Raw genomic sequence first — 25211 nt, forward strand, 5'->3', positions numbered from 1 at the left:
TCACTATCTTCTTTACTATTTCTTTTTTACGATTTAACTTCTTCTAATCATGTAACTTATTTAAAAACTCCGTAAAATTATTAGCAATATAGAATACATTTTCTCTCGCTACTTCCTCTACTTCTTCAGCCGTAATCCCTTCACTTTCCATCAATATTCCCTTTTCCCATGCCCCTTCATGTTCCCAAAAGACGACAATTGGATCTTCTTCATGATTTTTATAATCAAAGCAAATTAAATTTCCTGCTGGATCAAATGCGAATGGCACCAATTCATTTGGCAGAGTAGAAATATACTGGTTATATACTTTAACGATATATTCACTACTATCTACATCATAAGAAAGTAAAGTTCCAAATACCTTTGTTATCGTATCTATTTCAAATTTATAGGGTAATACAGCTGAACCATTATTATTTGTAGCACATTCTACATAGTCACTTGGAAATATATACCCTATCTCTTTTCCCACATTGTTTATATATTCTGTTGAAACTGGCTCATCCGGTACTGGCCATGTTAAGTCTTTTCTCATTTAACTTCACCTCCTAACAAATCACATCACGTTTATCCGAAATAACTAATTGCATCATCAACCAACCATGCGAGTCGTATGTCTTCTTTTGTAATCGTTTCATTGTTATGGAAGTCTTTCCACGCAATCAAATCAATTGACGCAGTCCACAAAATGTTGTCACCGCCTTTTGATGCACCGATTCCTAATGCCCCTGTGACAGTTGCTATTTCAATCACATTTTCTGAGAATCTATTTTCAAATCTACTTATTTCACTTGATTTACTCAATTTCGAATACATTCCTTTCATAGCCCACAGGCATAAGTACTTTGTGAGTTTTCCTGTTTTATTATAATTGGTCATGGTAACGCCTATATAGAATTATAGCTATAATTCTATATAGGCTTTTTTTTCACCTGGAATTTTAAATTTATTTACATCATATTCTTTAATTATATATACTTTTATAGCTTCAAAATCTTTACCAAAAGCAAGAAATGGATTTTTTAAGAAATATATTATTTCTTCGTCGTCATAAATTCGGGCTTTAATTATTTCTTTGTCCGAGTGAAACGATAAATTGACTCCTTTGTAAAAATATTCGTAGTATCCTTCTTCATCCTGCTCACTCTTATCTTCAAAAGGAACAGATTCAATATAATATATATTCCCATTTACATTTATTGATTTCATACAGCATCACTCCCTTTTCAAGAATATTCATAAGAAATTAAATAATCTCTGTCAATCATACCAAAAATAAGGGATTTACTTTTAGAATTTATAAAAAATATATAGGATTAAATTAAAATCTTTATATTATTTTTCATATTACTTCATTATCTCTGTACAATTGTGTAATGTGTCACAGAAGTAGACATATTGCAATGAGTTGCAGTGAAGGGGAATATCCTTTGAGAATATAAAATAAGAAGATCAATCTAGAAAGACTATCTAGTTCGATCTTCTTTTATTGAATTTATAATTAATGCATTTTTACCCTTAAAATAATATAATCAACGGGTGGATTATTATTTACATCCTCAAAACTGGGTCTAATTTTAAAGTCAAATTCATTTGTTATATTTTTCAATGAATAAAGGTTTGTTCCATCTACACTTGTACGGGGGAGCAATGTATCCGAAAACGTAAAACGCATGAAGAATATGTTGCGGAACTATTAGAAAAATGCGGGTACGATATGCCGCAGAGGTTTTAGAAGTTCATGGCGATAATATCGAAGTTATAGGAACATACAAAGGCGCTAGAAATACCACAGAACACAAATGTAACTCATGTAAAAATATATGGGAGGCAGCACCAACAAATATTTTAAAAGGAAAGGGAGAGAAACATTATGTCAAAGTTATTACGTGAATTATCTAAACCGGATAGTGAGGCCCTGCGTTCCGAAGCACTAGAACAGTTGAAAGTTACTTCAGGTAAAATTGTTGTTTGTGATCCTCTTATTTTTAATGAAAATCACTTCGAACAAACAATTCAGCCAGGTACATATCCAATTGTTGCTTGGTGGCATAAGGAAGATGGAGTCATTGCTGGTGCTGAATTGAAATTGTCGGAGTCAAAAGCGGTAGGATGGAAGATGGCAACAAAACCAGGACAAAATGTAAGTGAACTGGAAGACGGATATATTTTTGGTTACCCAGTTGATACAGGCTTAGGGTGCTTTGCAGATGTTGAAGCAATTGGTAAGTTAGAAGAAATAGAAGACAGGTTACAACAAGAACTAGGAGAAGAATTTACTAGTTTGTATGATGATCTTATAGACGACATACTAACAGAACATGATGAAGATTGGGGAAATTGCGTGGTGTGTGAGGAAACAGGAAGTAATATCATTATATTCCGTTCAGGTTATGGAGATGGATTTTATCCTTCCTATTGGGGAATCGATGAAGCAGGAAAAATCGTTTCACTTGTTACTGATTTCCAAGTGCTACATGAGGAAAATTGAGGACAACATCAATAATGATATAAGAGTCAATATTTTTTCTTTTACAGCGTCAAATATTCCTCGTCTAATATTTGTAAATAACCCGTGGGATAATCTCCTTATGTACTACTGGTTCTGATAAATAGGGTTATATTCTTAAGTGAATATAACCCGTCATTAATTCTAGTTGTTTATTAACAGTTTTTTATTTAAATAATTTATTAACTCTATACATAATGGTTGATTTTAGTGTTACTAGTGCACTGTTTTATCGCGATACAAATGAACTTCAAATACCCTTTGCTCCAAAATTACTTTTTCTATGATTTCCTGGCGATTATATTCTACCTGCACCGTTTCACAGTTCCCCCAATGAGTAGGAGCAAATTTTTCATTTGACTCAAATACATCTAAAAGACGATTTAATATCTCTTCTTCTTTAAATGCTACTGTAGGATACATTGCGATTGTAAAATTATTCGGTTTCATTTTAATCCCCACTTTATTAGGAACGAGGTTATGTAACTATTTTCATTTATCACTGCCAAATAAGTTTGAATCCTTTCCCACTATTAACCATGTAACTTATTTAAAAACTCCGTAAAATTATTAGCAATATAGAATACATTTTCTCTCGCTACTTCCTCTACTTCTTCAGCCGTAATCCCTTCACTTTCCATCAATGCTTCCTTTTCCCATGCCCCTTCATGTTCCCAAAAGACGACAATTGGATCTTCTTCATGATTTTTATAATCAAAGCAAATTAAATTTCCTGCTGGATCAAATGCGAATGGTACCAATGCACTCGGTAATGTGTCATTGTAGTCATAGAATACCTCAATAATATTTTCATCATCATCCATATCATAAGTTAGTAATGTACCAAAAACTTTTCTCTTCTCCTCAACTTCAAATACTTCTGGGCTAACATGTGCTCCATTATTCTTCATTACACATTCTATATAATCTAAAGGAAAATGAATGCCCAACTCTTTTTCCACATTCTTTACATTTTCTCGCAATAAAGGCTTATCTGGTAATCTCCATTCTACTTTACTCATCTCTTGCCCCCCCACTGAATCTCCTCAAGTCTTTTTCTCATTTATATTTGTTTGTTCGCGCCATAAGCATACTTCTATATTTCGATACCTCTTCACATTTCCTCTATATCTTTCTACGACTATCTCTCAATCGAATTATAATTCGTTATTTTATTAATATTCAATATTTTTAATGTAGTGTTCCTTACTTGTTTAAACCGCTACTGAATTTTTCCGCATATAATATATCGAATTCAGTTGGTTCTATTTTTTGTTTTACAACATTCCCTTGTTCATCATACTTTTTAAAAGTCATTTCACGTCCCGCAATATATTCAGACTCATGCTTCTTCATTCCGTTTTGAAAAAATTCAACATAGTAGCCTTCAACCGCGCTTCTATTCATATTGCTGATTCTTTTTATATTTCCATCCATGTAAAACTCCACATACTTTCCTTGTTTCACACCATTTTCTACATAGAAATAACATTCTATATTTCCGTTCTCATAAACATCATAAGCTAAGCCAGTAAACAATTTTTCTTTACCATCAACCGCACACTCTACTATTCCTAGCCCATAAGGTCCCCCATATTCTAAACACTCTTCAAACTCAAGGCCATTCTGTATTATATACTCCTTCGTTAACACATCATTTAACATTTTCAATCCTCCTTTACAATATTAGCTAACGGTTAAGCTGTTATGTAAAAGTAAGTTTTTATCGTAATATACTTCTATTTTTATTATGTAATTTCTATATACAATGAGAGATATTTTCTAATATTCGTTTATAACGTATGCTATCCATTATAGGCCTTTAAGTGTTCAAAATTCATTTACTTCTCACCATATTTCATATTTGCTTTAGAGAAGTCCGCTTCACCAAATCTACAATCTGCAATATGTATTTTCTCTAAATTACAGCTTCTGAAATCAGCAAACTCAAAATCACAATCAAAAAACGATGCTCTCATACTTGTTTTGCCATAATATCCTCTGCCATCACCTCTGACAAATCAAAAAAATAAGGTCTACATTGCTCATATCTAGCCCATCTATTATTTCATCATTGTATTGAGATCGATTTAATATTTCCATGAATCTTATTCTATTATTCTCATTCATAACTGCGATCCCTTTTCATTTATCTTGTTAAATAATCCTTCCAGGCAACATTCGGAGAAAAAGATACTCCCATCCGATCCTCATCAAAGCTTGGTAGAGCCATTACTTGAGCTGGTTCTAAATATTTCATTGCAGATAGCCAACTATCAAGCAACAAATCCATATCAGATTCTAAAGGGTTGTGTAAAAGATCTATGCAAGTTCCACCCCAATTCAGTTCTGATACCACCCCTGGGCTATTTAATAATAATTCTTTATCAAACATGTCTAAAATATGACCACTCAAATATGTTCTAGCTCCTAATCCTAATGGACCATTCGGAAGAAACCTAACTGGTATGAGTTGAGAAGATATTTCCATCCACATTTGTAAGCGCTCGCGTTCGGTATTCCATGGATAGGACAATGGCCAAAAAATTTGAGTTACTCCAATACGAGGTTTCGCGATTTCTGCGATTTGATCAGATAACTCAAAAAAAGCAGACCATAATTTTTTAGGTATCGACTTATGAAACTCAAAGTTTAAAAACGAACGATGACTCCAGTTAACTTGAAAACTTCCTGTGTAGTTCACAGACTTATCACGATACAAGTGAACTTCAGATACTCTACGCTCTGAAATTACTTTTTCTAAAATTTCCTGACGGTTATATTCTACCTTTACTGTTTCACAGTTCCCCCAATGAGTAGGAGTAAATTTCTCATTTGACTCAAATACATCCAAAAGACGCCCCAGTATCTCTTCTTCATTAAAAGATACTGTTGGATACATTGTAATAAAGAAAAAATCAGGTTTCATGCAAATTCTCCCTTCAATATATAATTTTAACATTTAAATACATATTTTCTGTTATTTTCACATGTTTTTTCTGATTTTTAAATTCACTCCTCAATCGCCTAATGAACTAACAGATCCCCTTAGTTATTTTTCATTTTGCACAGTATGTATTAATTACGCACAAATAAAAAAACTACAGTCTAGTATATCACTGTAGATTCTTACATTTATTCTTCTTGATAATGCACTATATCATAGGGATAATGTGGTGTCTCTTTCAAAACTGCATTATTTTAAGTCTATTTATAGTACTTAATGCATCTTTCTTGGAAAGGAATTCTATCATCAAGCAACACCTCTTCTTGCAGGATTTTTGTTATATTCTCTATTTTCCCAATGAATAATGCGTAAAAGTCGCCCGAATTTGGATATAAAAACAGACCATATCCCTTTGGTGACAGTATTTTGTTGGCCATCTTGATCTTATCGGGTAAAAATTCATAATTAAATGCTTCTAATCTCTCAAGTTCTTCTTGTGTTGCTAATTCAATTTGGTGGGCAAATTCGTAATCAAGAATAAAATTGACAATTTCTTGGTATTGCTCACCTTTATAGTCAACGTATAAAAACTGTTTCGTTGTCAATCCATATTTTAATAGGTCTTCATGTAAGTTATAACCTCCTTGTTCCTTCAAAAATGTTTCCAAATCCTTGCTATCAGGAAATATAATCTGCGCTATCCCTTGATCAGGCATATTAGCTTCCTCCTTTTTTATTGAAATAATTCTCCATGCTTGTTAGGAATATATTCTGGGTAGTTTTTACGATAAAATTGATCGATCATCTGAAGCACGGGATCCCACTCAGGGTATGGCTCACGTTCTCTAAATACCATTTTTGCTTCTGGAGTATTCATCAGAAAATTATCGAATTGAGTAGGTACTGGCAACCCTAGTTGTTTCCTTACATGGATCAAGAATAAGATTTCAAAAGGATAAAATCCGTATCCGAAATCGCCAAATTCACCTAGCTGTCCGATTTCAGAAGCTAATGCAGAATGATACTGTGACATTATCGAAATTAGATGTTCTATTTCTTCTAAATCACCAGTCGACCAACGTTCCAGCACTTCATCATAAATATTCAGGTCTTCAGGGATTGAGCCGCATCGCAGTTCAGCTTCCTTAAACTTATTTTTCACAGCTAGATGCAATTTTTTATTCGTTCCCATGATGGTTTTATTTCTATACTGCAAGTACAGCTCTAGCAAAAACCAAATATGTCTATCCTCTTCATTGGCATCTATTAAATGTTCACCGAAGTGATGAGTCATAAAATCATATAATATATTTTCTTCTTTCTCCCATCCATACATTGCAAAATGAACTAATGTGAGGACGACTTCTCTAAACGTATACCCCAAGATCATTCCTGGATACCTGCTTGTATAGAGATCCTGTCCCATGCACTGGTAAAATAAAACCTTCTGCATGTTCTTTAATCCTTCTACATTGTTTCCACCGCTGATCAATACATCGTTTTTCCATAATGACAAGTGATATGAGGAAATTTTGCTTAGATTTATTAATAGTATGTGATCTTTCTCTGTTTCATTTTGCTCAACGATTTTCTCAATCTTTCTTCTACTGACATTATATTTATCTTTCACATCTTCAAATTTGATTCCATCCACAAAATTTTTGCTATATCTTTTAAAAGCCATTTCTAACTTTTTTTGGTTTATCATTGTATCCTCCCTATGAATTAATCTATTTCCTTCTTTAGCCTTTCCCCTTAATTCACTCTCACCTTCAACGAACTCATATATTTCTATAAAATTTGTATTATTTATCCATTCATATAACTTATCACCAGACACACTTTTCTGTTCAATCCAAACCTCGCATTTACACAGTGCATCTCTTTCAGTAAATTAAAGCAATAGAAACTATCTTTAGTTTTTCTTCTTCTCTTATTTTTTCCCACAACTGTTTGCTAAGTGAACATGTTCATTAAAAATGTTGTTGTTAATTTGTTTTTCATATTTCTTTAATTCTTCATTGATTTTACTGCCAGTTTTACTTTCAAAACTTTTCTCTAATTCTGCTGCTATATCTCTTAGACTTGTTTGTAATTCATGAAATGCCCCTATGTTTTTTTGAAGAGCATATGTATCTTCTTTTATAATGTCTATTGATTTAAACCCTACTTCTGTTTTTAACATCATACGCTGCATTTCTCTTTCAATCTGTTTTTTAGCAGCTTGTAACTCCTCAACTACCTGATCCGCTAAATCTCCTGTAACACTTTCGATTTGCTTTTCTATCTTTTTAATTTCCCCCATAAAATCCATCATATAATTCTCTCCTTATCTAAACTGAAAATTCCCCGCTAATTGATTATCTTTATCCCTAAGTGAATTTGCTGCATCACTAATTTCGTCCCCAAATCTACTTAAACTTTTTTGTTCTTTTCTTAAAAGATGAATTAATTCTTCTGCCATGTGTACATCGTGAAAATAGTCATTCCCACCTTCTTTCGTTTTAGCAATTCGTGAGATGGCTTCATCTATTTCGTATGCTTCTAATAGATGATATTTCCCACCTGGCCCTGTTTCATATTTTAATTGACTTTTCAACTTTTGAACCGCTTCAGCTTCTCTTCTTTGAAACTCTTCTATATTTTTTGCAATATCTGATAATCGATTACTGAGCATTTGAATTTTTTGTGCTTGTCTTATAATATCTTCAGGTTCTAATTTTAATAGGGGACTTCCATTTGAATGAAAGGATCCCATAAATGTATCTCTGCCGTGTCCGTCCATAGTTAAACGTGTAAAAAGTCCTTGTTTTGTATCGTTCTGTCTCACTGTGTATTGCTTACCAATTAGAGGTGCACCGAATTGAGTGTGGTTACCAATCGGGTCATTTTCATGTGTATAATCAGTTGCTTTATTTTCCATTTCCCCTTCATTTACTCGTTTTTTTGCTTCAGGACTTAGTACACCATAGGGATTCGGTGCAGCCCATGTAGTTGCATAACAATCTAATTCTGCAGCGATAAGGTCCGCTTCTGCACCACCTTTACTATGTCCAGTAGTATGAAGAGAAGAAGGGTTATATTTTGCTACGATGTCATTTTTTGCCCATTTTAATCCAGTATCAAATGATGTTTCAGAATCAGGTTTTATAGTTTGACTGTTACTTGGAGTAATTACTTTAGAATGTGTTTTAATTCCAAACGTAATCTGATCGATATCTGTTTCGAAATCTGCTAATTGCGTAGGCTCTGTTCCACGAAATGCTAGGATTATATCATCATAATGTGTTGCATTTTCATCATATTTGTCTGCTGGTACTACTGCGATAGCTTCTAATCCATTTTTTACTTTTTGACAATCTGCATCAATTGATTCTATAACTACCCACTTTTTACCATCTGCCATTTTTATTTCTTTACCTTTTTCTAAAACTTGGTCATCATAAACTTGATCTGCTAGTTCGAAATAATTTTCATCTGTCGCAATTGGATTCTTTTTAAATTCACCCATATGTTTCAACTCGTTTCATGGTATATTTTAACTATATTTAAATACAAGGGGATTTTCTATGAAGAAAAAAACGGTAATTATTTTATCCATTATTTGTATTATAGCAGGAGGGTATTTTACAATGGAATACTTAAAACAAAAAGAAGAAGAGGAAAAGTTTTGGAAAGTACAAGAAGCAAGGGTAGAAAAGTATATTCGTTATAATATTCAGGATGTAAAATCGATTACGTTTACAGAAAAGAGTGTAAGTCCTATGGGAGTCCCTAGATTAAAAGGCTATATAAATAATAATAAAGAATTAGATTTCATAGCTCGTATAAGTACAACTGAAAACTTTGAAGGCCAATTTACGCGTTCTGGGAAATTAGGAAAACTTATAAAAGACCCTGAAAAATCCGTATCCGAAATTGAAAAGGAAGAGAAGGAAGAGAAAAAACAATAGTCTTTGCCCTATTTTTGTCTTCCCTACCCCATTTTAAGAAGAATGCAATCGTAAGTTTTTCATAAGGAGATTTCCAATGAAGAAAGTAATCATTTTGGTTGTATCTGCTTTGTTACTCATGGCAGGAGGATTTTTTACTTTAGAATACTTAAAACATAAAGAACAAGAAGAAAAGTTTTGGAAAGTACAAGAAACAAGAGTAGCAAAATATATTCATTATAATGTTAAAGATGTAAAATCGATTACATTTACAGAACACGAAACTAGTCCTATGGGCGTTCCTAGACTAAAAGGGTATATAAATAATGACCAACAATTAGATTTTGTAGCTCGTATTAGTACTACTGAAAATTTCGAAGATCAATTTGATCGTTCTGGTGAGCTAGGAAAACTTATAAAACAACCGGAAAAATCCGTTTCCAAAATTGAAAAGGAAGAGAAAGAAAAGAAATAAGAATAGTCTCTGCACTACTCTTGTCTTCCCTATCTCATTTTAAGAAGAATGTAATGGTAAGTTTTTTATAAGGGGAATTTCTAATGAAGAAAGTAGTTATTTTGATTGTATCTGCTTTGTTACTCATAGCAGGAGTTTTTTTTACAATGGAATACTTAAAACATAAAGAACAAGAAGAAAAGTTTTGGAAAATACAAGAAGCAAGAGTAACGAAGTATATTCATTATAATATTAAAGATGTAAAATCGATTACATTTACAAAACAGGATGTAAGTCCAATGGGTGTTCCTAAATTGAAAGGGTATATCAATAAAGATGAAAATTTATGGTTTATAGCTCATATTAGTACTACAGAGGATTTTGAAGATGATTTTGGATGTTCTGGGGAACTATACGATAACTATGTTAAAAAACCAAAAAAATCCGTTTCCGAAATTGAAAAGGAAGAAAAGAAAAAAATCCAAGAGTAGTCTTTACGATTACTCTTTTGTTTTCCTATAAAAAATAAACCAAAAGTTGGTTATTTGTAATATAGTAATAGCCATTTAACTATCTATAAGATAATTTTTTTATATTTGATAACCATATGCCTATCAATCTCTTTATTTTAGTCTTATTCCTTTTCCAACCTTTATTATCTCTCATCCATCTTACGTTTTATGTATGCAGCGATTTCTATTCTCTTGTTTAGCTATGTCTCTTACATTTGCAGAAACATGAATTATTCAACCAAAGATTTATAATCACTCTTTACATTTTTTAATTCTTCTATTACATTATTTATTCTTATCGATAAATCTTTTATTTCCTCTACTGTCAATTCACCTTCTGCCTCTTGAAGATTAAACATACTTAGCCTCTTTGTTATACCTTTAACACGCCCAACAAAAACCATATGATGATTGACTGCTATTTCTCCTATGGCAATATCAACGATAACATCTTCAATCTTTCCTAAATTATCAAATTCATCCGCTAGCTTTGCTATAGCATATCGATACCCTCTCTCTTCATCTAATAACTCTTCATACGCCTCCCGGATTGCATGAAATAATTCATTATACTCCCAATCTTTCATACATCCTCCCTCAAAAAAATCCCCACGCTTATGTGAAAATAATCTTTCAACACAAATATGAGGACTTCCTTATTTCATTACTATACTTTATACATTTTATTCGTTAGAATCTTCGTCTTTCAATTTATATACTCTATCTCTTTTCTCATCACTTTTGACAAAAATAAGCTTTTCTTCTTTAACAAAACCTTCTAACAGTAAGCATACTTGCCCGTATGCTTTAGGCTTATTCGTTGTGAATCTCTCATCTGATATTTTACCAGCTCGTATTAATTGTTCGCATAACTCAAGTGCACTTATTTCTTCAGAATTAATTAATTCTAAAATATCCTTTTGTAAGGGCGATAAAAGTACGGGAATCTCAGTTACCTCCACCTTTTCTGGTTTGTTTTCTTCTTCAAATAAATCTTCGAATGAAATTTGATTCATACTTCTTTTCCTTTCTAACGATTGATTTGTATAACATGAACTGAATCCTATAGCGTATGTATTATTATGTATTTACCTTTTTTCATAAATCTCAAACTCATGTACATCGTTTCATATAGTATATTTCGATTATACCAAATATACGTTCTGTTTTCTATTGTAGAATTCGTTATAATAGGAATGAAAGTAATAATGAACATTTTCTCGTTGTTAATTGTATACTCTCTGTAAAAAAATAGAAATAAAATTTATAAATTTGTATAATAACATAGTACGAGTAAAATTTTATTATAGAAAGGTTCTGGTAATATGTTAGGTATTCATGTTGAAAAAACAAAAGATGAACTAATTATTTCATGGCAATTCTCTAAAATTCATATTCCATTATGTGAAATCACTGAGGTAACGGAAGATAATACATATGCTGGTGTTGAAGAAAAAAGCGCAATCCGAATTGGAACAGCATATGGTACAACTGATCGTATTTTAATTAAGACAGTAAAACAAAATTATTTATTATTCACTACTAATAGAGTAACCATTTTAAATAAAATAAAAGCTTAATTGTTTTTCTTCCTATATTTAAGCGTTAAACACTTTCATTCTATTATAGGAAACGCTACAAAAGGTTCGTTGATTACTCCTGCTCCTAATTCGGAAGCATATGGTGAAACTATATAACACAAACACCCTAGCTCTTCGCTAGGGTGTTCTTAGTTTTATCTATAATACAGTAGTTCTACAATTCTTATTTATTTTTATGAACTCCTTGTAATTGACTAAGAACCTCATTGGCAGTCCTCTCAAATCTTTTAGGGTTATCAGCAATAATTTCATTAAGTAAATTAATTATCGTTAGTTGTATATCATGATTCATTCCTACAAGTACTTTAGCATACTCACTTCTACATAAATCACTATTTAAAATTCTTTTGTTTAGTAACATTGCCCACTCTTTTGCACTCTCAACCATTTTTGGTAAAGCTCTAGGCATCTCTGTTAGATATTTTCCCATTTCAAAATCTTCAATAAAATGAACTAGACCAAACATAACTTCTTCCTCTTGTGTTTCATCCTCAAATACTATACACAACTCTTTAATAAGCTTCTCATCATCACAATCTGCTAAGTTTTCTAATACACTGTCAAACTCTTCACATTCCGATTGATTTTTTAAAAATCTACAACTATATAATCTCTTAACCTCAGATTGATAGTCCATATAAATTTCTCCTTTTAAATAAATTGGATAATTAAATTAATATGATCATTAGTTTTCAACTTTTCTATTACATCAATATATGGCTTCCATCTCAAGTTTACATTTTTAAATATTCAGCAATTTCCACTTCTCCTCTTTCAATAGCAAATTCGTAAGCTCCCATCTCTTTCATAGTATCCCCTGTATACTTTACAGTACTATCAATACCATTCTGAACAAGATACTTTACAATATTAAGATGCCCACCATAAATCGCTGAGAATAGAGGATTTCTATTTGGGTCACTAACATCTAATATTGCACCATTATCAAATAAGTACTCTACAATACCAATTTCACCTTCACTAGCTGCATGTGCAATAGGCGCTGACTTTGGTACACCTTCATTAAGGTTAATATCCATACCAGATTCAACAAGAAATTTTATCATATCCAGTTCACCAGCTCTAGCTGCAGCATGTAGCCACGTTCCATAAGGCGTTACAAAATCAAGCAACCTTTTATCAGTAATAATGATCTCTTTCGCTTGTTCTATAGCCCCTTTTTTAATGAAATCATAGATTTTTATCGCTTTTCCCTTACTTTCCATAGAATCCCCCTGCACTATTTTCATCTAGATTAAACAGTTAGACATTGACTACGATACATTTAGCTAAGTGCTGCTGAGAGAGCAGATTTAAGCATAGTATCAAAATCGCAAAAAGTTTCCATATGCTCGCCTGAAGGCTTGTCTAGTTCAACAAATTTCTTTTTGGAAACATTATAACAATACCAAGCTATATCTGAATCTCCGAAAAAAATCAGTTCATCTTCGTCTTTAATTGATTCCCATATTTCATTAGCATCAAAAAAACTATCTACCTGATTTATTGGCTTAAAATCTAAAAAACTTTGGTCAATCCCATATATTATTAATCCATTAAATTCAATTCCATTAACTGTTTGTAAAAATTCATAGTACTGCTGTGGCAGGACATCTTCACCAAATTTTTCTACTACAGATTTACGAAATTTTGATAACTCCTTTTCGTTGATAGGTAAATTGAGTTTTCGATTTCGTTTCTTTCCTATTTTGGATATATGATTAATCTTCTCTCTCCACATAACTTCACCTTCTAATAAATATTCAATCCTTTTTTAGGCTAGAATTACACAAAGTTATCCTCAATAGTACGCCCCATTACAAGGATTGGTTTCAAATTGCCCATTGCTTTTGGCGTGCTATTCAAATATTTTTGGAAGCCACTCTAGCTAGTATTAACCATATGATTTATCTAGATTGATATTTTAATGAAATATATTAAAGCTATTTTCATGATCCTACACGCAAACTTTAGAGTTATTTTATAATTAAAGTATTAAATAACCTCTTTACAAATCAAATCAACTTTTTCAAAATATTGTTGTGGTTGTTTCTCACTTATTTCTTTCAAAATTTTAATAACGCCTTCTTTATTTGTAGTTTTAGCCTTCTTCAATACATTAATAAATGGAATAATAAAATCATCTGAAGCTAGAAGACTTCTATAGAACCTTTTAGCACAATATTTAGCTTGTGGCAAAACAATACTTATCCCTTCAATAACTTTACTTAAACCATCTTCAACTCCATTTTTTTCGATTATATAAAAAATCGATTCAATTAAATCACCAACAATCGAAGGTTCATCTATTTCATCATGAAATGCACTGCATAGATCAATAATTACTTTATTATCTGCCTTTTGCAATATTTCATTTAAGATTTCTTCAAATAGCTCAATGCTATCATCTTCATGCTCCAGAAAACGTATTCTTTTTAAAATAGATATCTTTTTTTCTAATGACATTTATTTCCCTCCATACTTTGAGTAGAGTTTATTGAAGAGTTTCAAAAAATTCATAGTTTAATAAAAGAATTAACTTCTAGAATACAAATCTATCTTTAGTTATTAATTCAAATAGATTGTTAATTGATTTAACCATTCTTCAAAATTATCGGCTTCCTTAGTTACACCATGTTCTTCATGAAAATAAAAGTAAACTCCCGTTTGCTGGCTCTCTTTTGAATGAAGACAAAAGTAATCTCCATTACCTATACTATAAAAAGGGATTAGTTCGTTTTTCCAAAAACCTTCTTTCATTTCATAATCATAAATAAATTCAATAGTATCATTTCCGTTCGTCTTACCACTAGAAACATTTAAAATATCCCCTGAAAATACATATTCAGACATTAGTTCAATAAAGCATTTAAATTCTTTAGGAAATTGACATCCAAATTTTTTCTCCAGTTCCCTCCAATCATTATCTGAAGGGGAATCTAAATCCTCTAATTCTTTATCTAACATACTGTCTAATAAGTTTGCAATTTCATCTTTTCCCACAAACTATCCCCCCTTATACTAGAAAAAAGGCTGAATTCTATTTTATTTACAAGTATTCTCTCGATTAAAGTCAAATGCTACTGAATATGTGTTTTAAAATCTTCTATTGACGTTGGGCGTATCATTGGATTATTTTCTATTTCTTATTCATCATTTTTCTCATCAGATTCCCATACTAATTTAAAACGAAATCCTTTCAATCCACTATTTGTAACTCTTTCTTTAAAAGCATCTGATACAAATATTTCTACAGATGTAATAGGGAGATCTCCTAATGAATGTTGCGTGTTACCATTACGAAATATATGCTGATTTTCTACTTTTTCTGGGATAAAGATAAACTCATCATAACCACCGTATTTAGTAGAAACTGATTTTTTATGATCCACACACTCAAAAATATTCGTTACATTTACAGCATAACAACTATATGTCTCATGCAATAGTGGCAAACACTCTACTTGATCCTCTATTAAATCATTTAAAATATGTATAGCTTTTTTTGTAAAAATAGGTGGGGTAGGAAATGACTCTCCTTCAAAACTTAACAAATCAGCTTTTTCCATATGTTTATATGTTTTCATTTGAATAGGTTTCCATGTACTAAGCATAGGTATACCATTAAATCCATCTTCAAATACTTCTTGTCCATTTTTATTACACGTAGTTAATTCATCATTGCCTAATAAATTTGTTAGTTGCCATATCTTCATAATAGCTCTCCTTATTCTTAAACATTGCAAAACTTCTCCCTTATTTGACCACTTCTTGTTTTTCCTCTATCACTATCTATTAGTTAATTCTTTGGCGATTGTTTCAGCTTTATGTAATTCTTCTAATAATGTATGTGGATAATCATTGTGACTGTCCATATATGCACGTACGCCACCCACAATGGTTATTCCCTTAATATCCTCGTTATTCTCTAATATTTCTAACGCTTTCTTATATCTTTTATATATTAATTGTAAAATACCACTATTAATATCTTTCACATAGTCTTTCTCCAACTTATGTATCACGACTTTTACTTGTTGAATTAACTGCCTTTTCTTGTTCACTATGTCCTCCTATTTAATTATCATAAATTTTATTTCTATTTTTCACCACTCCAACAATTGCCTTTCCTCAACTATTACTTGTATCTAGTTCTATACATCTATTCCTTAGTAACATTTCGTTTACCAACCAGTATGTTACTAGGAAAAGACCCTCTTTTGAAAAAACGAATCAAAAGAGAGCCTTTCTTTATGACTATATTTCCTATCCATATCTTCTGTCTAAAAGACTATTTAATTATTATGCATTTCTACGTTTCATAAATAATATTGCTCCAAGAGTTAATAACAAAAGACCGGCCCCGACTGAGAACCACGTAAAGTACATATTTCCACCTGTAGCTGGTAATGTTCCAGCTTTTGATGTTTTTCCTGTTTTAGGTTGCTCTAATTGCGGCTTTTCCTGCTGTGTTTTTTCTAATTTTTCCACTTTGAACTTCACTGTATGGTCCGCATCTTCAATGTCAACGTTGATTGCTACTAAGATATCATCTTGATATAGTTTTTCAAATACTACTACTTCTTTACCTTGTAGTTTAGAAGCATTAAATGTGAAATCAAGTGTGATAGAACCATTCTTCTCTTTTGCAGTAAATTTAGATTCTACTGCTACTTCTTTACCGTCAACTAGTAAAGGTTTCTTTGTTGCTTTATCCATTAGTTTACCTTTTGCTACATATTCTTTTCCTACGATTAAGTCTTTGTATTCCACTTTATCTTGGATCGTGACAGATTCGTTTGCATGTATCTCTTTTCCACCATCTGCTTTGTTTGTTGCTGTTGTTTTGATTGTTGGTTCTACGAATCGAACTGTTTGCCCTACATCGTTAATGTCAGATTGAACTGCCACTAAAACACCGTCTTGATATACCTCTTCAAACACTACTACTTCTCTTCCTTGCTGCTCTGCACCAACGAAAGGAAAGTCTAGTGTTACAAAACCATTCTTTTCTTTTGCTGTAAACTTAGTCTCAGCTGTTACTTCCTTTCCATCTATTAATAATGGTTTGTTCATAACCTTGTTCATTAATTTACCTTTTACAACATATTCTTTTCCTACGATCAAGTCCTTATATTCCACTTTATTTTGGATCGTGATGGAATCTTTTGCATGCATCTCTTTTCCACCGTCTGCTTTGTTTGTTGCTGTTGTTTTAATTGTTGGTTCTACAAATCGAACCGTTTGCCCCACATCGTTAATGTCAGATTGAATTGCCACTAAAACACCGTCTTCATATACCTCTTCAAATACTACCACTTCTCTTCCTTGCTGCTCTGCACCAACGAAAGGAAAGTCTAATGTTACAAAACCGTTCTTTTCTTTTGCTGTAAACTTAGTCTCAGCTGTTACTTCCTTTCCATCTATTAATAATGGTTTGTTCGTAACTTTGTTCATTAGTTTACCTTTTACAACATATTCTTTCCCTACGATTAAATCTTTGTATTCCACTTTATCTTGAATCGTGATGGAATCTTTTGCATGCATCTCTTTTCCACCATCCGCTTTATTTGTAGCTGTTGTTTTGATTGTTGGTTCTACGAATCGAACCGTTTGCCCTACATCATTAATGTCAGCATGAGTTGCCACTAAAACACCATTTTCATATAGTTCTTCAAACACTACCACTTCTCTTCCTTGTTGTTCTGCACCAACGAAAGGAAAGTCTAATGTTACAAAACCATTCGTTTCTTTTGCTGTAAACTTAGTCTCAGCTGTTACTTCTTTTCCTTCAATTAATAATGGCTTATTTATAACTTTATTCATTAGTTTACCTTTTACAGTATACTCTTTACCAACAACTAAGTTAGTGTACTCTACTTTGTCTTGGATCGTGATAGACTCCTTTGCATGCATCTCTTTTCCGCCATCAGCTTTGTTTGTAGCTGTTGTTTTCAATGATGGAATCTTTTCAATTTCTGCGCTAGCCTTTGGTAACATTAAGTTAAAGAAAAGAGATATGACAGAGAGTAAAGCTAGAATCCTAATTACATATTTCCTCCCCATATTTACAACCTCCTGTTTGATTTAGATTACAAACATTTAAAATATTCTTACCAAAACACAATTCCATTATAAAACAAATAATTACATACTTTAACATTTTATTTTAATTTTCCGAATTTTGATTATTGGGATTTGCCAATGACTTGTTATGAAATGAAGCGTATTTCCTGAAACAAACTAGGAATTACGTGCTCGATTTAATTTATACATGAAAGATGATTCGGTGAGAATCATTGAGGAAAATAGATTGTTGGCAAGAGTAAACGATGAGTTGTGTGTAACCATAGATAATAAGTATAAAAACGTATGAGATGAGATATTCGATACAGTAAAAAATGAGACACCTACCCTATGATAGGACAGCTATCATAGGATATCTATTTTCAAACACCTTATATCTATAACCCTAGTAAAGATCATTTTTGTGTATGAATATATTCTCTAATTAGTTTCACATCACTTTCTCTCTTTTCATCAGGAGAAACTCTTAACTTTTTATACTTCCATATAAGTAATCTCTCATAATAATTATAATTATTTTCTTCCTCTAATAAAGTATAATCAAATTCAACATCAAACTTACCAGTAGAGTATAACTCAAATGTTATATTAGTCCATGGTTCCTTCTTATTTCTTTTAAATTCTTCCCATAACTCTCTAAAGATACTGTCAAGAAGATTTAATTGGTGATCAGTCTCATCTTCATCAATCCCTTCCATATCTTCAATATCTAAACTGTATATCGGTTCCTGCTTATTTTTTGGATAGTAGAAAAATACCGTCGAATCACTATATTCATCAACTTCTGAATATACCATTACTTTTTCCCACGGTTCTGGAATAATACTGTTTAACTGCATAACTACTTTTTGATAAATACTTTCCACGTTCTCTACATTCATTTACTTTACTCCCTTACAGTAATATCCTTTTGTCAAAATAATAAATCTGAAAGCCTCTTTATCTTGCCTCCAGTTTCTTCGTTCATTATTCTATTGGACCTATAAATTGAGTAATGAAATAAACATGCTCGATAAGTTTAACCTTTTGTAAGTTTTCTACTTTTTCTGATCCACCTAATGGAAGTAACGGTGTGTAACCAAAACATTCATCAATTTCAAGGCTTCCGTACCTGTGTATTGCCTGTTTGTAAGGCATCCAATCCAATACTTTCTCTAAAAAATAGTCATCTTTCGTATTTTTAAAGAAAAACTTAAATTTTCCACCTGCTACATCTACCGTACCTTTTCGATACTTAAGTAATAATAAATAGTTATTTTCCCACACAAGAATATCTCCCATACCTGTTGTAAAAACCGGGATAGCCTCTTCATAACGGATATAACTTTCCTTTAATATATCTAAGTATTCTTCTGGATTTATCAACCTTAAATATCCGTTTAACATACTTCCAAATCCATATTGTTTCCATAAAGCTATTATTTGTTCAGGAACTTTACCTGTATACTTTTCAACAATCTCTTGTGACGACTTTTCGAAACATATAAAATCACTTATCTTTTCCATAGTATCTCCTTATCACAATTTCCCTAAGATTGAATTTACTTGTTCTAAATATAAATCTGGGTCGTCCTCTCTTATCTCAAGAAGAATTCCTTTAATTATTTGCTTTGTTGAACTATTTATATTTTCTAAAACATTCATATACGATACGACTAAACCTTTTGAATGTAAAAGTGTCCGATGAATTCTTTCCGCCCAGAATTCTGCATGAGGTAACATTTTAGGAATACTAATAGCTAATTTGTATAGCCCTTCCTCTACCCCGGAATGTTCAGCAATATAAAAAATCGTTTCAATAAGGTAGTCACCCGCTGATGGCTCAGCAATATCATCCTCAAAAATTATACAAAGATCAGAAATTATATCATTTGTCCCTTCATTCGCTAATTCATTGAGAATACTCTCAAAAACTTCAATATCATCCCCTTCATTCTCTAGAAAACGCATTTTATATAAAATGGAGATTTTCTCATTAAAATCCATTTACTTCTCCTCCTTTTTACAACATCGTTATTATAATTTATCACATATTTTCACATCATTATGTTCATAATACGTTCAATTAATCTATTATAATAAATTATTACTTTCTAATAACTGATACCAATCATCCTCTTTACTACCAACAGTTTCACTAATCCCTCTAAATTGAACAAACTTATTACCTAATTCACAATATTTTTTTCCTACATAAAAATGTTGTAAGAAATTATTAAAATCACCATATGATTCAATAATAAAATTTTGATTACTTAAATCTCCATACAAACAAGAAACTTCTCCATTCATCTTATTAATAAACAATGGATACCTTTCAATTTTCCCTATACAAATCCACTTATCAGCACCACCTGGCATGTCCTCCGTATAAAATTGAATACTTTCGCGTTTTAGATGACCATATATAGTAATTACTCCACCGTTCAACCTTTCATATTTTTTTATAATAAAATTATAATCTTTCAATGGGCCTTCTTCTAATTTTTCATCAAAAATTTTTTCTACCTCTATAATTTCACCAATAAGCAAACAAAATGGATTATTACCTAAAATATCCTTAATTAATTCTATTTTTTCTAATACTGATTTCTCCATTTTCTCCTCCCATTCATTATCTATCTAACTAAAATATAACTATTACTGTACCCCTTTTAAAGGTTATTATTTTTCACTTCATCAAACCACTCATCAGCAATATGGCTAGCTGTTTTAACTTCGTCATTCGTATATACTAAATCATACTTATATTGAGCTTTAAACTTGCCACTTTGAACATCATATATCAATTTCATCTCAGTTAGCATGTCACGCTCATACCCTCTGCATAATTCTTCAATTTTCTCAATATCTTCACATATAATGCGCAATGCCATAGACTGTCTTTTGATAGACACATCATATCTGCCGCCTTCATCTTCCAATGCATCATTTACTTTATGACGTTCTACATACTTATTGTTAATGCAATAAAAGAAACTTCCCGAAATAATTCCTTCCTCACGCGAAGCATAAACGTACACTTTATCCGCTCTATCTTCAACATATTCCATGCATATAGATATCATATCAGCTTGCAATTCACTAAACTTTTCCTCAAATTCTTTCATACTACTTTTTCACTCCTTAGATTAAAATTCAAATGGCAACGTCTTGATACCCCACTTCAGCTACTTTTTCATTTAGTAGACGTATTCCTAGTCCATTCTCTGTATCCCACGTACAATCGAAAGTTATCCCAATATCTCGCTCTTCATGAATATCTCCATATGGGACTACAATTCCAACTAAAGTGATTCTCCTAAGTAATTGGTCAATAGTTTCGATATACGGATAATTTTCATTAAATCCAATATCATACCCTAATTGTTGACGCTCTTGCTTGTAAAAAAACTTGCTGCAATTGTTCCCAATTTTGCAATAATGAATTATAAGCAGTATATTGTCCTTCATCAAACTTACCGTCTTCTTCACCTTTTACTATCAATGCTATTTCAACTTCTTTTCCACAAAATTCAACGTTAATGTCCTTAACCCATCCATATGTATACTCAATCTCACCAAAAACTGCATCATTTATAATCATTTTTAACTCTCCCTATTTACTCCCTTGGATCCATATCGATTTCTCTATTCGTATGAAAGTTACCCTCTGATATTAACTGTTTTTTCCAGTAGTTTCTATACTCAGTATAGTACTATCAATTGCTAATTTTTCAATGAGTTTTTTCGCCTTCCCGTATGGAAATCTCTCTACTAATATATAAGGCAGATTTTTTGAACCCTTTAGCAAATCAATTGCGGAAATCTCAAGCCCTAATACGTTCTTTATTCTTATTACATCTTTCAAACCTTCACTAGGAGTTTTCACTAACACTATATTACAAATATCAGACGACTTATGTATCGTTTTCTGTTCTATTTCACTTACACAACCACTATTTACCCATTTTTTAAAATCAGTGGTAATTACAGTAGCATGGCTTGGATTCATGTCCCCAGAATCAGTTACTACCACCTCTTTTTCCTCTGCATGTTGAGCCATTAAAAATACATTACCCCCACCGTCATCACCAATTGAGACATACCCCCTCGCATACTCATCTACTTCCCAAACCTCGTTCCTTTCTGCAATATGCTCCGTACCATAAATAAGTAACCCACCACCTATTGAAAAGCCATTTGTACATCTCAATAATTCCTTATATACATTAGGTAATGTAACATTCATGCGATTTTCTACTGCTTGAATTTCAATATCACTCGCTGCTGACTTTTCTATCAAATCTGGAATATTAAATAAATTAATCATTTAATAATCCCTCCTAAACTATCAAGATATTTAAACGTATCGCCTGTCCTCTCTCTATAATCGTTTCGCAATAGAGTTCATGAAATTCATAAAGTATGTCGGTATGTAAGCCTTCATTTTTAATTTGGTAAGTAGACAATCATTTTCCCTTTCATGTACTCACCTTTCCATCCTCCCATTTTATACACCTTAAATACCTTTTCATAAAAATTATCCACTTTTCCATTTACTAAACGATTTAGTGCACACATCTCAAGATCTCTTTCTACTTCTTCAAGAATATTTATATGATCAATAGAAATAAACGCCTGATAATAATTATAGTTATCAGAAAAAACTTCATATAACATCTCTTTTTTTGATTCCATATTAGGGTTATAAGTTCCTTCTAATAATTTTGCACTTTCATCCGATTTCATATCATCCCAAACGATTTGGGTAACATCCAAATCTTGAGACCAAGCCAATTCCTGTGCTTTATCAAAATCATGAATCATTTCAATGTCATGTAATAATTCATGTAACTTTATATCATTCCTATCAAATAAGCTTCTTTTTTGTATATACTCGATAACTTCCTCAACTAACTTAGTATTTTCACCATACTTCATCCCTGTATCCACCTTCCGCGTCCTTCGTCCTTCAGTCCCATTCTCCATACTGTATTCACTTATGGATATTCATTTGAATTTCATTGATTTTTTGTAAGTATCTTTGCTCATGCAGAGCTGCCTCGAAACCCAATGCCCTAAAGTCTAATCAAAAACAACTCTTAATCCTAGGTTTTACAATAAATAAAAAGAATCCATTTTGAAAAAAAGATTGATCAAAATGGATTCTTCTTCAGCAGATTTTTTGTTTCGGCTTTATAAAAATTCGAGCATTTTCTGCCTGTATTGCTCCATTCATCGTGCTTGATTATTCTCTTAAAAGTGAAGAGTTTCTATTAAACTTTTTTAATATACTCATACACTTCTTTAGGTTTTATATTAAGCATGTGAGCAATCTCCGTTATTTTCTTTCCTTCTTCCTTCATCTTTTTTACTTTTATCTCCATTGTTTGCTCATATTCTTCTGCAATATCAAATAATGGACTTAATAAAGAGTGCCATATTTCAAAATCAGTAAATTTATTTCTTTCCAAAAACTCATTTAGCAATATTTCCAATTCTTTAGTTTGTATCATTCTTTTACCTTCTTGTTTCTCAGTAAGAAAATCACCTATATCTTTCATAAAATTAATAAATGAGTCCATCGAATCTGCAAGAAAATCGCCACCACTCCAACTGTCCATTCCGTGCATGATGGAAGATATAGGGTATCTTTCCTCACTTAAATCAATAATAATTGGATCTCCACACATCGTTTCATATGCAATAACAATCCAATTTGCGTCCCAAGTATCTTCCTCATCGGTTACAAGGGAGTTTCCATCGGTGTCAATACTGTATCCTACTTGAAATTCATCTAATTGCTCAAAAGAACATACATCAAAATTTACATACTCTCTAATTTTTTTATGTTCTAAGTTAATAAGTTCTAAATTTCTCTTTATCTCTACTTTTTGATGATAAGAATTAAATTGTATCATTGTCATTTTTACTACATCCCTATTTATACTTTATATGTATTCTTTTGTATCTGGTTGTTTACTAACAAACTAAGCCAAGAATATTAATAATAGATATTGTTATTTTTTCTTTACCTCATATGAAGATTCTGTATATACAGTCAAAATAAAGTAATTTATATCCGAATATGTATTTGCAGGACTACTATGCCGAGGGTATAAATAAATTGTTTATAAGATCTGTGAAACCTCCTTTAATATTTCATCTTCCTAACTTAGAAACTCCCGATATCATTTTAAAATCCTTCAATTTAGTCGATTGGAGATTATTTCATTAACTCTTTAAAAAAATCAAATACTCTCCATCCTCTATACTAAAACATCTACCTCTAGATTTCTTATTAGCTATCTCTAAATACCCTCTAGCTTTAGAGAAATCTCCTACTTCATAAGCCACCTTGCCAGCCCAAAATTCTCGTTCGCCTGTATCTCCTCTTTCAGGATCTGCGACAAATATTTTATCAACCCATTTTTTCATCCGTTCAACATCACTTAATATAATCGAGATATCTAAAATACCCCATATTATTAAAAAACTTTCATCATAAGTTATTTTATCATTTGGAAGCTCTCCCCATGCTTGCTCCAATAAAAAAACAGACTCTTCTAAATTCCCTTTATCAAACTCTTCATTACTCTTATCCATTAATTTTTGTATAAAGATACCTTTTTCACCTGTTACATAAGCCATTCCTATCTACCTCCAAAATTACCTATGTAAAAAAGCACCTTTTGTCTTTTGAAAAGAAAGGCTTTTCTTTACTTCAAAAAATACTTTAATACATTTAATCCGGTGTAATATATATACGTGGTCATTACATTAAATTTCTAATCTTCATAAATTACCGACCCTATATACTTAAAGTTCCTACTATCCAGTTTTGCTTCTTCAACAAGTTCTTCATACTCAAAATCATATAACCTAATGACAGTATTGTATTGTTCTTCTAAATTTTCACCATAAAAGTCTATAAGTTCACTTATAATTAATTCAGAATACGAAGCATTCTGTAGTAATTCAGACAAAGACGATGTAACATGTTCATTATATGTACATTCTAATAAGTCTTGGTTATACTCAATGAAATCTATTTGAAAATCAGTCATAAAACACGAAGGGATTCTGTTCCCCTCATTATCATATTTTATTTCTACATACTTTCTTAACACCATTTTGCTAGTACAATTTCCAAACCAAAGAGAAACAACTCCTGGACTTTCCATATT

33 protein-coding genes and 5 pseudogenes are annotated in these 25211 nt (G+C 31.7%); 5 read left to right on the plus strand and 33 right to left on the minus strand.

Annotation, left to right across the window (positions count from 1 at the left end; translation table 11 throughout):
* Positions 1–43 precede the first annotated feature (43 nt).
* The 3 genes and pseudogenes from ACXY7N_RS17705 to ACXY7N_RS17715 form a co-directional block, all read right to left on the minus strand.
* Positions 44–535 carry an SMI1/KNR4 family protein gene (locus tag ACXY7N_RS17705; protein ID WP_048566056.1) on the minus strand — a complete coding sequence of 164 codons (492 nt, stop codon included), beginning with the start codon at positions 533–535 and terminating at the stop codon, positions 44–46.
* Between the two features lie 50 nt (positions 536–585).
* Positions 586–825: pseudogene (locus tag ACXY7N_RS17710) on the minus strand (DUF7021 domain-containing protein); the annotation flags it as partial.
* A gap of 78 nt (positions 826–903) precedes the next feature.
* Complete coding sequence (locus tag ACXY7N_RS17715) at positions 904–1209, minus strand: hypothetical protein (RefSeq protein ID WP_048566054.1); 306 nt, start codon at positions 1207–1209, stop codon at positions 904–906.
* Between the two features lie 664 nt (positions 1210–1873).
* Between ACXY7N_RS17715 and ACXY7N_RS17720 the strand changes: the two genes are divergently transcribed.
* A complete protein-coding gene (locus ACXY7N_RS17720) occupies positions 1874–2491 on the plus strand; it encodes a DUF4241 domain-containing protein (RefSeq protein ID WP_048566053.1) in 618 nt (205 codons plus the stop codon).
* A 237-nt stretch (positions 2492–2728) separates the two neighbouring features.
* On the opposite strand, the pseudogene ACXY7N_RS17725 reads toward ACXY7N_RS17720, so the two are convergent.
* From ACXY7N_RS17725 to ACXY7N_RS17765, 9 genes and pseudogenes are all read right to left on the minus strand, one after another.
* A pseudogene (locus tag ACXY7N_RS17725) lies at positions 2729–2959 on the minus strand (hypothetical protein); the annotation flags it as partial.
* An 83-nt stretch (positions 2960–3042) separates the two neighbouring features.
* Positions 3043–3531: an SMI1/KNR4 family protein gene (locus tag ACXY7N_RS17730; RefSeq protein WP_064459888.1), complete on the minus strand. Its 489-nt coding sequence runs from the start codon at positions 3529–3531 to the stop codon at positions 3043–3045.
* A gap of 184 nt (positions 3532–3715) precedes the next feature.
* On the minus strand, positions 3716–4174 hold the full coding sequence (locus tag ACXY7N_RS17735) for a toxin-antitoxin system YwqK family antitoxin (protein ID WP_048566050.1): 459 nt from the start codon (positions 4172–4174) through the stop codon (positions 3716–3718).
* 182 nt (positions 4175–4356) lie between these two features.
* Positions 4357–4639: pseudogene (locus tag ACXY7N_RS17740) on the minus strand (pentapeptide repeat-containing protein); the annotation flags it as partial.
* Positions 4640–4658: 19 nt separating this feature from the next.
* Positions 4659–5438, minus strand: coding sequence for a hypothetical protein (locus tag ACXY7N_RS17745; RefSeq protein WP_048566049.1), 780 nt, complete (start codon positions 5436–5438; stop codon positions 4659–4661).
* A 278-nt stretch (positions 5439–5716) separates the two neighbouring features.
* Positions 5717–6172: a hypothetical protein gene (locus tag ACXY7N_RS17750; RefSeq protein WP_046957993.1), complete on the minus strand. Its 456-nt coding sequence runs from the start codon at positions 6170–6172 to the stop codon at positions 5717–5719.
* 17 nt (positions 6173–6189) lie between these two features.
* Positions 6190–7164 (minus strand): hypothetical protein, encoded by a 975-nt coding sequence (locus ACXY7N_RS17755; RefSeq protein ID WP_046958103.1) that lies wholly within the window; start codon positions 7162–7164, stop codon positions 6190–6192.
* A gap of 225 nt (positions 7165–7389) precedes the next feature.
* Entirely contained in the window at positions 7390–7773 is a 384-nt protein-coding gene (locus ACXY7N_RS17760) for a hypothetical protein (RefSeq protein WP_000968638.1), read from the minus strand.
* A 12-nt stretch (positions 7774–7785) separates the two neighbouring features.
* On the minus strand, positions 7786–8967 hold the full coding sequence (locus tag ACXY7N_RS17765) for an alpha/beta hydrolase family protein (RefSeq protein ID WP_488592528.1): 1182 nt from the start codon (positions 8965–8967) through the stop codon (positions 7786–7788).
* A 58-nt stretch (positions 8968–9025) separates the two neighbouring features.
* Here ACXY7N_RS17765 and ACXY7N_RS17770 point away from each other — a divergent pair, with 58 nt between their 5' ends.
* The 3 genes from ACXY7N_RS17770 (at position 9026) to ACXY7N_RS17780 (ending at position 10333) form a co-directional block, all read left to right on the plus strand.
* Positions 9026–9409 carry a DUF1433 domain-containing protein gene (locus ACXY7N_RS17770; RefSeq protein ID WP_454497682.1) on the plus strand — a complete coding sequence of 128 codons (384 nt, stop codon included), beginning with the start codon at positions 9026–9028 and terminating at the stop codon, positions 9407–9409.
* 76 nt (positions 9410–9485) lie between these two features.
* Positions 9486–9863, plus strand: coding sequence for a DUF1433 domain-containing protein (locus ACXY7N_RS17775; RefSeq protein WP_454497683.1), 378 nt, complete (start codon positions 9486–9488; stop codon positions 9861–9863).
* Positions 9864–9946: 83 nt separating this feature from the next.
* A complete protein-coding gene (locus ACXY7N_RS17780) occupies positions 9947–10333 on the plus strand; it encodes a DUF1433 domain-containing protein (protein ID WP_016087141.1) in 387 nt (128 codons plus the stop codon).
* Between the two features lie 251 nt (positions 10334–10584).
* On the opposite strand, the gene ACXY7N_RS17785 is transcribed toward ACXY7N_RS17780, so the two are convergent.
* Together ACXY7N_RS17785 and ACXY7N_RS17790 are read right to left on the minus strand one after the other, a co-directional pair.
* Positions 10585–10941: an Imm3 family immunity protein gene (locus ACXY7N_RS17785; RefSeq protein ID WP_488592529.1), complete on the minus strand. Its 357-nt coding sequence runs from the start codon at positions 10939–10941 to the stop codon at positions 10585–10587.
* A 96-nt stretch (positions 10942–11037) separates the two neighbouring features.
* Positions 11038–11370 (minus strand): DUF3895 domain-containing protein, encoded by a 333-nt coding sequence (locus tag ACXY7N_RS17790; RefSeq protein ID WP_046957989.1) that lies wholly within the window; start codon positions 11368–11370, stop codon positions 11038–11040.
* Between the two features lie 309 nt (positions 11371–11679).
* Here ACXY7N_RS17790 and ACXY7N_RS17795 point away from each other — a divergent pair, with 309 nt between their 5' ends.
* Complete coding sequence (locus ACXY7N_RS17795; RefSeq protein WP_000900620.1) at positions 11680–11934, plus strand: SunI/YnzG family protein; 255 nt, start codon at positions 11680–11682, stop codon at positions 11932–11934.
* A 184-nt stretch (positions 11935–12118) separates the two neighbouring features.
* Here the strand turns inward: ACXY7N_RS17795 and ACXY7N_RS17800 are convergent, their stop codons facing one another.
* The 19 genes and pseudogenes from ACXY7N_RS17800 to ACXY7N_RS17890 all read right to left on the minus strand — a co-directional run bounded on the left by ACXY7N_RS17800 (position 12119) and on the right by ACXY7N_RS17890 (position 25208).
* Positions 12119–12592: an Imm30 family immunity protein gene (locus ACXY7N_RS17800; RefSeq protein ID WP_000386363.1), complete on the minus strand. Its 474-nt coding sequence runs from the start codon at positions 12590–12592 to the stop codon at positions 12119–12121.
* A gap of 97 nt (positions 12593–12689) precedes the next feature.
* The gene (locus ACXY7N_RS17805) at positions 12690–13181 is read right to left on the minus strand and encodes an ankyrin repeat domain-containing protein (RefSeq protein ID WP_488592530.1); all 492 of its coding nucleotides are present in this window, start codon (positions 13179–13181) and stop codon (positions 12690–12692) included.
* Between the two features lie 59 nt (positions 13182–13240).
* Positions 13241–13696, minus strand: a complete 456-nt coding sequence (locus ACXY7N_RS17810) for a YrhA family protein (protein WP_016087136.1) — start codon at positions 13694–13696, stop codon at positions 13241–13243.
* Positions 13697–13950: 254 nt separating this feature from the next.
* Positions 13951–14421, minus strand: a complete 471-nt coding sequence (locus ACXY7N_RS17815) for an Imm30 family immunity protein (protein ID WP_016087135.1) — start codon at positions 14419–14421, stop codon at positions 13951–13953.
* A 102-nt stretch (positions 14422–14523) separates the two neighbouring features.
* Positions 14524–14958 (minus strand): SMI1/KNR4 family protein, encoded by a 435-nt coding sequence (locus ACXY7N_RS17820; RefSeq protein ID WP_488592531.1) that lies wholly within the window; start codon positions 14956–14958, stop codon positions 14524–14526.
* A gap of 143 nt (positions 14959–15101) precedes the next feature.
* Complete coding sequence (locus tag ACXY7N_RS17825; protein WP_016087133.1) at positions 15102–15671, minus strand: imm11 family protein; 570 nt, start codon at positions 15669–15671, stop codon at positions 15102–15104.
* Positions 15672–15743: 72 nt separating this feature from the next.
* Complete coding sequence (locus ACXY7N_RS17830) at positions 15744–16019, minus strand: hypothetical protein (protein ID WP_016087132.1); 276 nt, start codon at positions 16017–16019, stop codon at positions 15744–15746.
* Positions 16020–16257: 238 nt separating this feature from the next.
* A pseudogene (locus ACXY7N_RS17835) lies at positions 16258–17919 on the minus strand (VaFE repeat-containing surface-anchored protein); the annotation flags it as partial.
* A 518-nt stretch (positions 17920–18437) separates the two neighbouring features.
* Positions 18438–18923: an immunity protein YezG family protein gene (locus tag ACXY7N_RS17840; RefSeq protein WP_098560911.1), complete on the minus strand. Its 486-nt coding sequence runs from the start codon at positions 18921–18923 to the stop codon at positions 18438–18440.
* An 85-nt stretch (positions 18924–19008) separates the two neighbouring features.
* Entirely contained in the window at positions 19009–19548 is a 540-nt protein-coding gene (locus tag ACXY7N_RS17845; RefSeq protein ID WP_000411576.1) for a T6SS immunity protein Tdi1 domain-containing protein, read from the minus strand.
* Positions 19549–19560: 12 nt separating this feature from the next.
* On the minus strand, positions 19561–20028 hold the full coding sequence (locus tag ACXY7N_RS17850; protein ID WP_016087129.1) for an Imm30 family immunity protein: 468 nt from the start codon (positions 20026–20028) through the stop codon (positions 19561–19563).
* A gap of 87 nt (positions 20029–20115) precedes the next feature.
* Positions 20116–20640: a hypothetical protein gene (locus ACXY7N_RS17855; protein ID WP_016087128.1), complete on the minus strand. Its 525-nt coding sequence runs from the start codon at positions 20638–20640 to the stop codon at positions 20116–20118.
* Between the two features lie 56 nt (positions 20641–20696).
* A complete protein-coding gene (locus ACXY7N_RS17860) occupies positions 20697–21152 on the minus strand; it encodes an immunity protein YezG family protein (RefSeq protein WP_353811139.1) in 456 nt (151 codons plus the stop codon).
* Between the two features lie 28 nt (positions 21153–21180).
* Positions 21181–21628, minus strand: a pseudogene (locus ACXY7N_RS17865) (DUF2004 domain-containing protein).
* A 72-nt stretch (positions 21629–21700) separates the two neighbouring features.
* Entirely contained in the window at positions 21701–22354 is a 654-nt protein-coding gene (locus ACXY7N_RS17870; protein WP_353811138.1) for an SMI1/KNR4 family protein, read from the minus strand.
* Between the two features lie 119 nt (positions 22355–22473).
* Positions 22474–22965 (minus strand): cytoplasmic protein, encoded by a 492-nt coding sequence (locus ACXY7N_RS17875; protein ID WP_098986840.1) that lies wholly within the window; start codon positions 22963–22965, stop codon positions 22474–22476.
* A gap of 335 nt (positions 22966–23300) precedes the next feature.
* A complete protein-coding gene (locus ACXY7N_RS17880; RefSeq protein WP_353811137.1) occupies positions 23301–23951 on the minus strand; it encodes an SMI1/KNR4 family protein in 651 nt (216 codons plus the stop codon).
* Between the two features lie 307 nt (positions 23952–24258).
* On the minus strand, positions 24259–24675 hold the full coding sequence (locus ACXY7N_RS17885) for a hypothetical protein (RefSeq protein WP_098560913.1): 417 nt from the start codon (positions 24673–24675) through the stop codon (positions 24259–24261).
* Positions 24676–24812: 137 nt separating this feature from the next.
* A complete protein-coding gene (locus ACXY7N_RS17890; RefSeq protein ID WP_000445625.1) occupies positions 24813–25208 on the minus strand; it encodes an immunity 22 family protein in 396 nt (131 codons plus the stop codon).
* Between the last annotated feature and the right edge of the window lie 3 nt (positions 25209–25211).

The organism is Bacillus sp. 5w2 (assembly GCF_054353775.1).